The 13603-nt window shown below is 68.4% G+C and carries 13 protein-coding genes; 4 read left to right on the top strand and 9 right to left on the bottom strand.

Annotated elements, in window-relative coordinates:
• Positions 1-113: 113 nt before the first annotated feature.
• From AC0685_RS20605 to AC0685_RS20595, 3 genes are read right to left on the bottom strand one after another with little or no spacing between them, the layout of a single operon-like run.
• Positions 114-953, bottom strand: a complete 840-nt coding sequence (locus AC0685_RS20605; protein WP_478227016.1) for an LLM class F420-dependent oxidoreductase — start codon at positions 951-953, stop codon at positions 114-116.
• A gap of 44 nt (positions 954-997) precedes the next feature.
• A complete protein-coding gene (locus AC0685_RS20600) occupies positions 998-2164 on the bottom strand; it encodes a CaiB/BaiF CoA transferase family protein (RefSeq protein ID WP_478227015.1) in 1167 nt (388 codons plus the stop codon).
• The gene (locus tag AC0685_RS20595) at positions 2161-3318 is read right to left on the bottom strand and encodes an acyl-CoA dehydrogenase family protein (protein WP_478227014.1); all 1158 of its coding nucleotides are present in this window, start codon (positions 3316-3318) and stop codon (positions 2161-2163) included. Before AC0685_RS20595 ends, AC0685_RS20600 begins: the two co-directional genes overlap by 4 nt.
• Positions 3319-3419: 101 nt before the next feature.
• Between AC0685_RS20595 and AC0685_RS20590 the strand changes: the two genes are divergently transcribed.
• Positions 3420-3764 (top strand): hypothetical protein, encoded by a 345-nt coding sequence (locus AC0685_RS20590; protein WP_478227013.1) that lies wholly within the window; start codon positions 3420-3422, stop codon positions 3762-3764.
• 61 nt (positions 3765-3825) lie between these two features.
• Positions 3826-5211, top strand: coding sequence for a DUF6351 family protein (locus AC0685_RS20585; protein ID WP_478227012.1), 1386 nt, complete (start codon positions 3826-3828; stop codon positions 5209-5211).
• 206 nt (positions 5212-5417) lie between these two features.
• Here AC0685_RS20585 and AC0685_RS20580 read toward each other — a convergent pair whose 3' ends face one another.
• Both AC0685_RS20580 and AC0685_RS20575 read right to left on the bottom strand, forming a co-directional pair.
• On the bottom strand, positions 5418-6080 hold the full coding sequence (locus AC0685_RS20580; protein WP_478227011.1) for a S1 family peptidase: 663 nt from the start codon (positions 6078-6080) through the stop codon (positions 5418-5420).
• A gap of 76 nt (positions 6081-6156) precedes the next feature.
• Positions 6157-7179 carry an LLM class flavin-dependent oxidoreductase gene (locus AC0685_RS20575; protein WP_478227010.1) on the bottom strand — a complete coding sequence of 341 codons (1023 nt, stop codon included), beginning with the start codon at positions 7177-7179 and terminating at the stop codon, positions 6157-6159.
• Between the two features lie 681 nt (positions 7180-7860).
• Between AC0685_RS20575 and AC0685_RS20570 the strand changes: the two genes are divergently transcribed.
• Entirely contained in the window at positions 7861-8829 is a 969-nt protein-coding gene (locus AC0685_RS20570) for an anti-sigma factor RsbA family regulatory protein (RefSeq protein ID WP_478227009.1), read from the top strand.
• A gap of 135 nt (positions 8830-8964) precedes the next feature.
• On the top strand, positions 8965-11259 hold the full coding sequence (gene hypF / locus AC0685_RS20565) for a carbamoyltransferase HypF (protein WP_478227008.1): 2295 nt from the start codon (positions 8965-8967) through the stop codon (positions 11257-11259).
• Here hypF and AC0685_RS20560 read toward each other — a convergent pair.
• From AC0685_RS20560 to AC0685_RS20545, 4 genes are read right to left on the bottom strand one after another with little or no spacing between them, the layout of a single operon-like run.
• The gene (locus AC0685_RS20560; RefSeq protein ID WP_478227007.1) at positions 11246-11413 is read right to left on the bottom strand and encodes a DUF6893 family small protein; all 168 of its coding nucleotides are present in this window, start codon (positions 11411-11413) and stop codon (positions 11246-11248) included. The genes hypF and AC0685_RS20560 overlap by 14 nt on opposite strands.
• Entirely contained in the window at positions 11410-12069 is a 660-nt protein-coding gene (locus AC0685_RS20555; protein ID WP_478227006.1) for a DUF6084 family protein, read from the bottom strand. The genes AC0685_RS20560 and AC0685_RS20555 overlap by 4 nt, the downstream gene beginning before the upstream one ends.
• Before the next feature lie 3 nt (positions 12070-12072).
• On the bottom strand, positions 12073-12720 hold the full coding sequence (locus tag AC0685_RS20550; protein ID WP_478227005.1) for a DUF5947 family protein: 648 nt from the start codon (positions 12718-12720) through the stop codon (positions 12073-12075).
• The gene (locus AC0685_RS20545) at positions 12717-13598 is read right to left on the bottom strand and encodes a NifU family protein (RefSeq protein WP_478227004.1); all 882 of its coding nucleotides are present in this window, start codon (positions 13596-13598) and stop codon (positions 12717-12719) included. Before AC0685_RS20545 ends, AC0685_RS20550 begins: the two co-directional genes overlap by 4 nt.
• Positions 13599-13603 lie beyond the last annotated feature (5 nt).

Here is a 13603-nt window from a genome sequence, read left to right as displayed (position 1 = left end):
GCTCCTCGGTCAGCCCACCGTGCAGAACTGTAACCTGTTCTAGTTCTGTCACCGTATAGCGAGACCGGCCGGTTCCGCAACGGGCCGTCGCTCCCCAGCCGGCCTTCGAGACCTCAGCGCAGCGGCTCGAGCACCTTCGCGAGCGGCTCCAGCACGGCGGGCGTGTGCGGCGGCGGCAGGTAGATGATCGCCAGGTCGAGCCCCACCTCACCGAGGGCTTCGGCTTCCGCGGCCACCTTCGCGTAGTCACCGTCCGTGCCAAGGCGCACGTGCGAGGACAAGGTGATCTCCTTCGGATCCCGGCCGATGTCCGCGCAGTGCCGGTGCAGCACCTCGCGCTTGTGCGCGAACTCCTCCGGCGTGCCACCGACGAAGTTCCAGTGCTGGGCGTACTTCGCGGCCGTGCGCAGGGTGCGCTTCTCGCCGCTGCCACCGATGCAGATCGGCGGATGCGGTTTCTGCACGCCCTTCGGTTCACAGCGGGCGTCGGTCAGCTGGTAGTGCTCACCCTGGAAGGTGGTGGTCTCCTGGGTCAGCAGGCCGACGAGGACCTCGCAGGCCTCCTCGAACCGGTCACTGCGCTCCTTGATGGTGCCCAGTTCCATGCCGTACGCGCCGGATTCCTCTTCGTTCCAGCCCGCGCCGACGCCGATCTCCAGCCGTCCACCGGAAACGATGTCCAGTGTCGCGGCCATGTTCGCGAGGAGCGCCGGGTGGCGGTAGTGGATCCCGCTGACCAGCGTGCCCAGACGGAGCCGTTTCGTGGCCTGCGCGAGCGCGGTGAGCGTCACCCACCCTTCCAGGCACGGACCGGTCGAATCCGAGAAAATGGGATAGAAGTGATCGAAGGTCCAGCCGGATTCGAAAAGTTCGATCTCGTCGGCGGCCTGCCAGACGGCGAGCATGTCGGACCAAACGGTGTCCTGCGGCGAAGTTTTGATGGCGAATCGCATGATCTTGATCGTAAACCTGGAGTTCCTCCAGTCGCTTCCGAAAATCAGCGGGCGATGCCGCGGCGAAGGTAGTCTTCGGCGTCCACTCCGGACTCGACGAGCAACGCGTGAGTGTGCTCTCCCAAGGCCGGGACGTCGCCCATGCACGCCTCGAAATCGTCGAACGTCACCGGCGGCAGCAACGCGTCGACCCTGGCGAATTCAGTGCCGACCTCGCGCCAGCGATCGCGCGCCCGCAGCTGGGGATGGTCGGCGACCTGGCCGACGTCCTTGAGCTGCGCGGCGGGAACCCCGGCAGCGGCGAGCCGTTCGTCGAGTTCGTTGTTGGTCCACAGCGATGTCCTTGCAGCGACAGCGGCGTCGCACTCCTCGCGGTGAGCCACCCGCCGCACGTTCGTGGTGAAGCGCGGGTCGTCGGCGAGTTCGGGCGCGTCGAGGACATCGGTGACGAGCGTTCGCCAGCCGGTGTCGTTCTGGACGCCGATGAGCATCTGGCCGTCGCGCGTGGGAAAGGCGTCGTACGGCGCGATCGAGCTGTGGCTCAGGCCCATCCGCTCGGGCTCGGTTCCGGCGTACATCCGGGTGTTGAGCGCGTATCCCATCCATTCGACGGTGGCTTCCAGCATCGAGACCTCGATCGTCGCGCCCTCGCCGGTCCGCCAGCGGCGCAGCAACGCCGCCAGCACCGCCTGCGCGCAGTACATGCCCGAGGCGATGTCGGCGGTCGGGATCCCGGTCTTCGCCGGCGCGTCCGGGGTGCCGGTGATCGCGATGAGCCCGGCCTCGGCCTGGATCAGCATGTCGTAGGCCTTGCGCCGCTCCATCGGCCCGCCCGCGCCGAACCCGGACAGGTTCACCACGACCAACTCGGGGTGATCCGCCCGCAGATCGCCGAAACCGAGCCGCTCCGCCGCGCCGGGCGCGAGGTTCTGGACGAACACGTCGGCCTTCGCGACCAGCCGCCGGACGACGTCACGGCCCTCGTCGGTCTTGAGGTCGACGGCGAGCGATTCCTTGCCTCGGTTGAGCCAGACGAAATGCGCGCCGCTGCCGTGCACGGCGTGGTCGTAGGCGCGGGCGAAATCCCCGCCGTCGACGCGTTCGACCTTGATCACCCGCGCGCCGAGGTCGGCGAGGTTGCGGGTGGCCAGCGGAGCGGCGACCGCCTGCTCGATGGCGACGACGGTGACCCCGTCGAGTGGCCGGGTCATGCTTTCTTCTTCTCGGCGCGGACCAGGCCACCGCCGATGATCAGCCGCTGGATCTCGCTCGTGCCCTCGTACAGCCGCATCAGCCGGACGTCTCGGTAGATCCGTTCGACCGCGACCTCACGCATGTAGCCGCTTCCGCCGTGCACTTGCACCGCGAGATCCGCGGCCTTGCCCGCCATCTCGGTGCAGAACAGCTTCGCCGCCGACGGCGCGATCCGCCGGTCCTCACCCGTCACATAGGCCCGCGCCGCCTCGCGGGCGAGCGCGCGACCGGCGAGCACACCGGTCTGCTGATCGGCCAGCATCGCCTGCACCAGCTGGAAATCCCCGATCTGCGTGCCGCCCTGGGTCGCCGTCGCGGCGTACGCGACCGACTCGTCCAACGCCCGCTGCGCCGTTCCGACGGCGAGGCCCGCCATGTGGATCCGGCCGCGCGCCAACGACGTCATCGCCGCCTTGTAGCCGACATCGCCGTCGCCGCCGACCAACGCGTCGGGTCCGACACGGACCTGCGAGAACGTCACGTCCGCGGTACGGGAACCCTCCTGCCCCATCTTCGCGTCTTTCGCGCCGACCGTGATGCCTGGCGCGTCCGCCGGCACGAGGAACACCGCGATGCCGGTGCCCGTACGCGCGAAAACCACGAACAGGCCCGCCTCGGTGGCGTTGGTGATGAACTGCTTGCCGCCGTCGATCACCCAGCCGTCACCGTCCGGCTTCGCGCTGGTCCGCAACCCGGCCGGATTCGACCCCGCGCCGGGCTCGGTGAGCGCGAACGACGCGACGACCTCACCTGACGCGATCCCCGGCAACCACTGGGCCTGTTGTTCCCGGGTGCCGAACCCGACCAGCACCTGCCCGGCGATCCCGTTGTTCGTCCCGAACATCGACCGCAACGCCAATGACGTGTACCCCAGCGCCATCGCGACCTCGACATCCTGGACCAGGTCGAGACCGAGCCCGCCCCACTCCTGGGGGATCGCATACCCGAACAACCCCATCTCCGCGGCCTGCGCCCGCAGATCGGCCGGGATGGCGTCCGTGTTCATGATCTCCAGCTCGCGGGGCATCACCCGAGTGCGCACGAAATCCTTGATCTGGCCGAGAACGTCCGCGAACACGTCGTCGGGGACGTCGGGGTTGCCGGTGTACATGCCCCTCACTATCGATCACCGTTCGAGTTCGGTCCACACCCTCGGGTGGACCTCACCGCGAGGCCTACCGGAGATGTTGATCACCGTCCTAACGTCGAACCATGCGTACACGTAACGCCTTCCTCGCCATGACCAGTGCCGTCGCCTTGTGCTTCACGATCCCCGCCGTGGCCTCCGCGGCCGAAGGCGAATTCACCTACCGCTACTACGACGAGAACGAAGAGCTCCAGATCGGCACCCTGGTGGACCCGCCGAGCGGCGAATGTATAGAGATTCCCGAAATAGCCGACTGGGACGTCGACGCGTTCCGTCCGCGCAACGACACCGACTCGACAGCGGTGGTGTTTTTGGACGACGACTGCAAGAGCGATTCCTACTTCTCGCTTCGCCCCAACGGCGGTCGAGGCTCGGACAGACTTCTCCTGCGCTCGGTCCTCTTCAGTTAGGCCGAGCGGACCTCGACACCACACTCCGCGCGGCGAAAGATGAGGCGCGGGGGTGATCGTCGTGGCACGACGTGGACTGGTTTTCCTGGCCCTGCTCACGATCTTTCTGGGGCTGGTGGTGCCCAGCGCCTCGGCCGGCGGCCCGGTCACCAGGTACGAGGGCGAACTCGAAGGCGCACGCTATCTGGTGCTGGTGCCGGAAAACTGGAACGGCACGCTCATGCTGTGGAGTCACGGGATGTACTCCCTGGCATATCCGGAACCCGATCGGATCGCGCTGACGTCACAGCCCGCGACCGAGTCTTTCCTGCTGGCGCGGGGATACGCGCTGGCCGCGTCCCAGTACCGGTCCGTGCGCGGCTGGTCGATCGAGGAGGCGCTGACCGACCAGACCCGGTTGCACGACTGGTTCACCCGCACGATCGGCCCGCCGCGACGAACCATCGCGGCGGGCGAATCGGTGGGCGCGATCACCGCGACCCTGCTCGCCGAGCGGAACCCGCGCCGGTTCGACGGCCTGATGACCTTCTGCGGCAACCTCGCCGGCGGGGCCGCGCACTGGAATTCGTCGCTCGATCTCGGGTACGCCCTGAACACCCTGCTCGACGCACGGCTGCAACTGGTGCGGATCACCGATCCCGCGGCCAACGTGGGCAGATTCGTCGACGTGGTGCAGGCCGCCACCGCGAACCCGGGAGGCAGGGCGCGGCTCGCGCTGGCGAACGCGCTGGCCGAGATCCCAGGCTGGCTGGACGCCACGCAACCCCGCCCGCCGGACGTCGCGGGTCAGGTTTTCTGGCAGGGGGTATGGGATCGCTACTACCGCGCCGGCGCGTTCGGCGTCGACAGGGTCGCGCTGGAACAGCGGGCGAGCGGCAACCCGAGCTGGAACGTGGGCATCGACTACCGGCGGATCCTGGCGAAGTCAGGCGAGCGGACGCTGGTGGAACGAGCCTATACGGAGGCGGGGCTCGACCTCGGCGCCGACCTCGACCGGTTGGCGAAGGCGTCCCGAGTCACTCCTGATCCGGCCGCGGTCACCCATCTGGCCCGATTCGGGCTGCCGCTGGGTCGCACGCCGGTCCCGGTGCTGACCATGCACACCGTCGCGGACGGCACCGCACCCGCGGCGCACGAACGCGCCTACGCCGAACGAGTCTCACTGCTAGGTGACCAGGACGAGCTCCGGCAGCTGTTCGTGAACCGGGCCGGTCACTGTGTGTTCACCGCATCCGAGGAAATCACCGCTCTGCGCACCCTGGAGCGGAGGCTGGACCGCGGACACTGGCCGTCGACCGCCCCTGCCACGCTGAACTACGAGGCAGGCACGCTCGCGCCGGAACACCAGACGATCTTCGACATCGTCCGTGAAACCCGGGTGACGACCACGCCGGCGTTCGCGCGGCATTCTCCTCCCCCGTATCCGAGGGCGCTGCCGTTCTATTGAGGGAGTAAGGCAAACGTGTCGGGTGCGGTGGGCGGTCCGCTCATGGCCGCCTTCGATCGTGTCGCGAAAGCCACGTCGATGGCGTAGCGAAGGGCCCCTTCCCTACCTTCAGGGTAGGCAAGGAGGCCTTCACCGCCACCTGGGTCGATCACTCCAGCTGACGTCGCGAAAGCGGCTTTCGCAACACGCCACATTTGCCTTACCCCTCAATAGGGCCCTGCGAGGATCGTCAGCCCGTAGGCCGACAGGACCCGGTTGACCGGGAAGAAGTAGCTGGAGCCGCCGCTCGAGCAGTTGCCGCTGCCACCGATCAGCACGCCCTGCGCCTGCGTCCCGCTGACGAACGGCCCGCCGTTGTCCCCCGGCTCCGCGCAGACGGAAGTGCGGGTCAAACCGGTCAGCGTTCCCTCCGGGAAGGTGATCGACACGTTCTTCGCCTGGATGATGCCGCACCGCCAGCCGGTGGTCGCGCCGTACTTGCACACCGACGCGCCGACCGGGGCCTCGACCGACCCGGTGATCGTGACCCGGCCGTCGGTGGGCGGGATCGAGCCCACCAGCCGCCAGTCGGTCGTGTTGGTCACCCGGATGACGATCGCGCCGGTCGGCGGTACCTGGGCCGCCGCGACCACCCCGACCACGCGGCCGGCGCTGCGGATGGTGTCGCCGGGCTTGCCGCATGCCGAACTCGCGATCAGGTAACCGACCTTGCCCGCGACGGCGGCGAACCCGGCCGTACAGCGCGTCACGGCGCTGCTCTGCAACACGCTCCCGCCGCCGAGCGGGGCGGGAGCGCTCGCTTGCGCGGTCGACGGCAGTGCCAGGCCGAAGGCCAGGACCAGGAAGGACAGGGATCGGGGCAGTCTCACGGGACCCTCCGATGGCCGGGGATGTCTCGATCGTAACGAGCGGGACGCCCCGTCCCATCCGCCGAATCGCGCATTCTCAGCGCCAGCCGAGCTCCGGTGCCACGTGGTTGAGGATGCTCTCCAGCACGTGCGCGTTGTACTCGACCCCGAGCTGGTTCGGGATGGTCAGCAGCAGGGTGTCCGCGGCCTCGATCGCCTCGTCCTCCTTGAGCGCCCGCACCAGTTCGTCCGGCTCGGCGGCGTACGACCGCCCGAAGATCGCCCTGGTCGTCTCGTCGATCATGCCGACCTGATCCCGCGAGTTCCGGTCGCGGCCGAAGTACGCCCGGTCCAGGTCGTTGGTCAACGCGAAGATGCTGCGGCTGACCGACACCCGCGGCTCACGCGAGTGACCGGCCTCCCTCCAGGCTTTGCGGTAGGCCTCGATCTGCTTGCGCTGCTGGACGTGCAGCGGCTCCCCCGTCTCGTCGTCCTTGAGCGTGGAACTCTGCAGGTTCATGCCCTGCTCCGCCGCCCACACCGCGGTCGCGTTCGAGCTGGAACCCCACCAGATCCGCTCGCGCAACCCCTCCGAGTACGGCTCGAGCCGGAGCAACCCCGGCGGATTGGCGAACATGGGGCGCGGGTTCGGCTGCGCGAACCCCTCGCCGTCGAGCAGCTTGAGGAAGACCTCGGTGCGCTGCCGGGCCATGTCCGCGGCGGTCTGCCCCTCCGCGGGGCCGTACCCGAAGTACCGCCAGCCGTCGATGACCTGCTCCGGGGATCCCCGGCTGACCCCGAGCTGGAGCCTGCCGCGGGAGATGAGGTCGGCGGCGCCGGCTTCCTCGGCCATGTACATCGGGTTCTCGTAGCGCATGTCGATCACGCCGGTACCGATCTCGATCTTCGACGTCCGGGCGCCGATCGCCGACAGCAACGGGAACGGACTGCCCGCCTGCCGCGCGAAGTGGTGCACCCGGAAGTACGCGCCGTCCACGCCGAGCTCCTCGGCCGCGACCGCCAGGTCGATCGACTGATGCAGGAAGTCGGCGGCGGACCGCGTCTCGGAGTGCGCGCTCGGCGACCAGTGACCGAAGGACAGGAAACCAATCTTCTTCACAGCACGTGTAACCGCCCGATGACCAGGTTTGATTCCCCGCCGGGGGTGCGCGCACCGTCCGGGTCAGGAGCGTTCGGCACACCTGCCGAAGTGACTCGCCGCGAACCGACGGGGTGAGGCAGAGGTGTCGTGACCGCCACCACCGCGGTGATGTTCCGGTCCGTTGGTTTCGCGCGGCGTCCAGCATTTCCCTTGAGCCGCGCAAAAGCGATATTCGACAGCGCCGGCTACGCCGGACAAAAGAGACCACGCCCGAGTCGATTCCACCGAACAGAAGTGTCCACGACAATTCCCACCACCGGACACAACTGGGTCGCAGCCATCCACCGCGATGGGAAGAACCGGGTTTCCCCAGGTCCAGCGCGACAAACAACGCTGTCTCGACGCCTTTGACCACCCCCGGGCACAGCGGACATAATTGGGCCACCCCCGGCACGACTCAGTCAATGACGTCGAATTCGGTCACCCGGATTCGACCAAGGCGGCCGAACGGGTGAAATCGATTCCAATGTAATATTCGATTACTTCTACCTGGGTAGTCTCCGTTCGTCCCCGAAAGGCCGACCGAGGACGACACCAATGCGATCAACGTTCGAAAGCCACCTCATGCCCACTCGCTCGTACGCCCACCGTCCCGGGCAGGCCGCGGGGTGGGCCGACCAGCCACGAAAGGGGGCCCCGATGAAGACACCTTTTCGGCACCAGGGCTGCATTTACGGCAGCGATGCGGAGTTCCTCACCATGGCCATGCCTTTCGCCGAGGACGGGCTACGCCGGGGACAGCCGGTGCTGGCCGTCACGACCGCGGGCAACCTTGGCCTGCTGCGGGCCGCGCTCGGCGTCGACGCCGACCGGATCGAGTGCGCCGAGACGTCGGCCTTCGGCCGCCGGCCGTCGCACTGGGCCGAGGCACTCCGCGATCACTGGACACACCATCGGTCCGACACGCCTCCAGGCCCGGTACGCATCATCGCCGAGCCGGCGTGGGCAGGCCGGTCCCGACGAGAAGTAGCCGCATGGTTACGGATGGAGGCAAAACTCACCATGTCACTGGCCGACACCGAGAGCTGGATGATCTGCCCCTACGACACCAGGGGTGTCGAAGCGGGCATAGTCGAGGAAGCCCACCGGATCCATCCGGAATGCGTGGTGGGGCGCAGAGCGAAGCCGTCCGCGCAGTTCATGGTGCCGGAGGAGTTCACCCAGGCCGAGACGTCACCGGGCCGCACCGCCGACATGTTCAGGTTCGCCGGGGATCTGGTGTCCGTGCGGCGGTACGTACTGGAAAAGGCCACCCCGATACTGAGCACGGAGAGCACTTCGGCGATGTTCGACGTCGCCGTCGGCGCGGTGCTCGCCAGCCTGCTCAACCACGGCATCGACCGGGCGACCGTGTGGGTGCGTCCCGTCGCGGGCCGCGTGGTGTGCACGATGCGCTGTGACCGGCCGCTCCACCTCCAGCGATTTCCTGGCTCAGGGCACCTGGACACGAATCGGCTGGACAACAACCTGCGGATGGCCGAACAGGTGTGCGAGTGGCTCGACGTCAGCTCTGACCCCGGCGGCTGCACCATCGAACTGGCCATGCCGGGACAGGTACGGAGAAGCCAGGCCGGGGCCGGGAGCGAAGGCTGGGGCGTCCAAGGCTGACCATTCGTGTCCCGTTCGACGGACAGTTCTGTCCGGTGCCGCCCGGACCAGAGAGGACACCGTCTTCGCGACGGCGGTGAGGCACCCGGGTGAAGACGGCTGCGCCTTGACCGATCGGGGTGAACACTGATCCGCGTGGAAACGCGAACACGGCGTGCCGTGCGGATCGAAGGGATCGTGCAAGGGGTCGGTTTCCGGCCCTTCGTCCACGGTCTCGCCACCCGGCTCGGCCTGGCCGGCCACGTCGGCAACGACGTCGAAGGAGTGTTCGTCGAGGTGGAGGGGCCGGTCGCGGACATCGAGGCGTTCCTGCTCGCCCTGCGCCGTGACGCTCCCCCGCTCGCCGCGGTCGAACGGGTGACCTCGGTGGAGACGACGTCGAAAGACGGCCGTGGATTCAGCATCGTGCCCAGTGACCCCGGTGGAGGCAAGCGAGCACTCGTCGCCGCGGACAGCGCCGTCTGCGACGACTGCCTCCGCGAACTGCGCGACGCCGGCGACCGCCGCTTCGGCTATCCCTTCATCAACTGCACCAACTGCGGCCCGCGCTTCACCATTGTGCGCGACGTGCCCTACGACCGGCCCCTGACCACGATGGCGGCTTTCGGGCTGTGCACCGTTTGCGCCGCGGAGTATCACGACCCGGCGGATCGCCGCTTCCACGCGCAGCCGACGTGCTGCGCGGACTGCGGCCCGCGGTTGCGGCTGCGGGACACGACCGGGCGCGAGGGCGCCGGCGACCCGATCGCGGAGGCGGCCGCGCTCCTTCGGGAAGGCCGAGTGCTGGCGATCAAAGGGATCGGCGGCCATCACCTGGCCGTCCTCGCGGCGGACGAGCAGGCCACCGCCCTTCTGCGGAAGCGCAAACACCGTGAGGACAAGCCTTTCGCCGTGATGGTGGCCGATGTGGACACCGCGAGGATCTTGTGCGAGGTGGACTCCGCCGGGTGCGAGTCGCTCACGAGCAGGCGGCGCCCGATCGTGCTCCTTCCCCGGCTCGCGGACGCGCCGGTCGCGGCCGCGGTCGCGCCGGGGACCCGGCAACTCGGTCTCCTTCTCCCCTATTCCCCGCCGCACCATCTCCTGCTCGCGGCGGTCGCCGCTCCGATCGTGCTCACCAGCGGCAACGTCTCCGACGAGCCGATCGCCTACACCGACGCCGACGCCTTCGACCGGCTCGGCGGGATCGCCGACGCGTTCCTGACCCACGACCGGCCGATCCATATCCGCACCGACGACTCCGTGGTGCGGCCATGGCGCGGCCGGGAATCGGTGCTGCGGCGCTCTCGTGGATTCGTGCCGGAACCCGTGACGTTGCCGTCGGCCGCGCCACGGCCCCTGCTCGCCTGCGGGGCGGAATTGAAGAACACCTTCTGCCTGGTCAAAGATCGGTACGCGGTCATCTCCCAGCACATCGGTGATCTGGAGAACTTCGAGACGCTACGGTCGTTCACGGAAGGAATAGTCCACTTAAGACGGTTGTTCGACATCGATCCCGCACTGGTCGCGCACGACCTGCACCCGGAATACCTCTCCACCAAACACGCTTCGGAGCTGGCCGAGCGCTCCGGCGTCGAACTCGTCGGGGTGCAGCATCACCACGCGCACATCGCGTCGTGCCTCACCGACAACGGCGAAGAGGGGCCGGTTCTCGGCGTCGCCTTCGACGGCACCGGTTTCGGGGACGACGGCACGATCTGGGGCGGGGAATTCCTGCTCGCCGATCTGACGACCTACACCAGGGTCGGCCACCTGGCGCCGGTGCCCATGCCCGGGGGTACGACGGCGATCAGGCAGCCGTGGCGGATGGCCGCGGCATACCTCGATCGGGCCTTCGACGGCTGCCCGCCGACGGACTTGGCCGTTTCGGTCCGCAACGCCACCACGTGGGCCACCGTGACCGAACTCGCCAGACGCCGGGTGGCGTCGCCACTGACCTCCAGCGCGGGGAGGCTGTTCGACGCGGTATCGGCCGTGCTCGGTATCCGCGACACCGTCCACTATGAGGGGCAGGCCGCGATCGAACTGGAACAACTGGCGGACGCGGGCGAACGCGATGCCTACCCGGTGACCGTGTCCGGGGCGGGTCCGCTGGTGGTCGCGGGAGCGGACCTGGTCCGGGCGGTCGCCGAGGACGTGCTTCGGGGTGTTCCCCCGGCGGTGGTCGCCGCGCGGTTCCACAACGGGATGGCCGAGGTTGTCGCACGCTGCTGCGTGTCGCTGCGCGACGGGACAGGAGTGGGCACGGTGGCCATCTCGGGCGGCGTCTTCCAGAACCTGCTTCTGCTCGACCGGACGGTGGACCTGTTGCACGAAAACGGTTTCCGGGTCCTCACCCACAGCCGCGTGCCGGCGAACGACGGCGGTATCAGCCTCGGTCAGGCCGCCGTCGCCGCCGCGAGGGATCGCGCGGGGATCACATCTTCCTGATGGCCAGGTACCGCCGGATGTCCGGGAGGAAGAGCGCCAAGACGACGAGCGCCGCGACGGCCGTCATCGCCAGTATCGCCAGGAAGATGTAGCCGAACACAGTCAGGTCCGGCGCCTTCTTCTCGCCTTCCGGAAGCCCAGTGAGCGTTCTCATGTCCCCTCCCGTGGTTCCTCGCGCCTGAACGCGGCATCATCCAGCAACGCGGCCACCGTGTCGTTCCAGGTGGGCAGCGCGTGCCGCGATTTGTAGCGCTGCAACGCCGCGAGTGTCTCCCTGTCGATACGCAGCCAAGCGCTGCCGGGAAAATGCAGGTCGACGGTCTCCCGCCAGACCTTCACCGGCAGTTCGTAGGACGCCTCCTTGCTCCACGGCACCTGCCGCACCGACAACCGGCCGTCACTGATACCGAAGATGGTGCCGCTGAACAGCAACAGCAGCGGGATCACGCCGTCGGAGACCGAGTTGAAGTACTTGGTCGACGCGATCTCCAGGTCGTAAGTGACCGGCACCGGCAGGTCGACCGTCGTGTTCCCGGTGAATCGCGGAACCATGGCGGACACCGTGATGAACTGCATCGGCTTCACCGTCTCCGCCCACCGGGCGGTGTCCCCGAACAGGTCGCGCAACTGCTCGGCCTCCTCCGCCGAGTAGCGCCGCCGGTGCGGTTCGATCCGGATCTGGCAGCGCAGCGCGATCGCTTCCACCCGCTCGCCGCTGGTCTCGGTGATCCGCAGCCGCAGGGTCAGGCTCGGTACGACACCGTAGCGCTCGGGCTCGGCACCGATACAGTCGAAGACCAGCTCAGCCACGGCTCATCCCTCCCCGCCGAACCGCCGGGCGGCGGAGTGGACTCCCGCGAAGAATCCGTCGATGTGCTCGTGCGCCTCCTGGCCGCCGTCGAAGCCCTTCCAGTACATCCGCACCGTGCCGACCAGGCGGTAGCAGACGTCCACCGGAACGAGGTAGGTCTCGACCTGATCCTCGGCGGCGCGGATCAGGATCGCCTCGACCTCGGGTTCGGCCGCGGCCAGCAAGGGATGTGCCGCCGCCAGCTCGGCCAGTGCCTCCAGGTTCAGCAGGCATTCGGTCGCGCCCGCCGGGCTGGGGTAGAACGCCGTCGTCCCACTGTCGCCGCGTAGCAGGAACGCCGCTCCCACCGGGATCCCGAGGCCTTCCCATTCGGCTTTGGTCAACGGGCGTTCGTCGTCGCGCAGATAGCGGTCCGGCACCGCCCGATATCTGCCGCCACCTGCTTCCGGACTGGTGAAGAGGAGGAAACAGGCACGGCAGGTGCACAGGATCGAGCGATGCTCAGTGTCCACGACATGACCGTGCCACTCCCCGGCAGGCCGTGCGCACAACTCGCAACCGTCCTGGGCCGGATGCGACGGACGCGGCGAGGCCGGTGGTGCGACCTCGGCGGGACCGACGAAGCGCCTCAGGCCGGCTCGCCGGGTCACGACGGCACCGCCTTCGGCACCGCGACCCGTACTCCTTCGCTGTCCGAGAGCAGCGGCAATGGATCGAGACGCAACCCTCCGTCGTCGACTCCCTTGCCGGCGAGCCGCACGTCGAACCGCGCACCACAGCCCGCACAGCTGAGCACCTCTCCATCTATTGTGGACTCGCCGAGGGAAGATCCACAGGCGGCGCAAGCATCTCGGTAGGCGTAGAGGGTTCCACGCACCGAGCAGACCAGCACGGTGAGCCCCTCGACCGGCACGCTCACCGGACGGCCGGCCGGCGGCCCGAGGTCGGGCAGGGCGCTCCAGCCCGGGCTCACGGTGCCACCGGACGGTTCGGGCGCGTGCCACCCATCGGGCGGTCCCATGCCGACCTGGAACACCGGGACAGGGTCCGGATCCGGTGTGGGGACGCCGTCGACCTCCACTCCGGTGACCTCGGGCGCGGCCTGCTCGATCGCCCCTTCGATCGCCATCTTGACCGTCAGTGACGAGGATGGGCAGCCCTGACAGTTGCCTTCCAGCCGGAGCCGGGCGACCCCGTCGCCGTCGACTCCGAGGTACTCGACCCCGCCCGCATGCGAGCCGAGATAAGGCCTGACCCGGTCCAGTGCCCGCTGGATCCTGGTGTCGACGTCGACCGGATGCAGGTCGTGCAGAAGCAGCAGGCTGCCGACCAGATCGTCGTCGGCCAACCGGAGGAGGGTGTCGCGGTCGTGCTCGGCCAGCAGCCCGGCGACCCGCTCGAGCCCTTCGCCGTACATGCCGACCACCAGCCGGATCAGCTCTTCCGTGATCTGTTTGCCACGACCTTCCGGCAGCTCGCGAAGCAGGCTTTCCATCCGCTCACCGACGATGTCGGCCGTTTTCGACATCCGGT

It is taken from the genome of Amycolatopsis sp. NPDC043889, assembly GCF_056435645.1.
The sequence above is the reverse complement of the archived record's forward strand: the minus strand, read 5'-3'. Positions and strand labels throughout refer to the sequence as shown.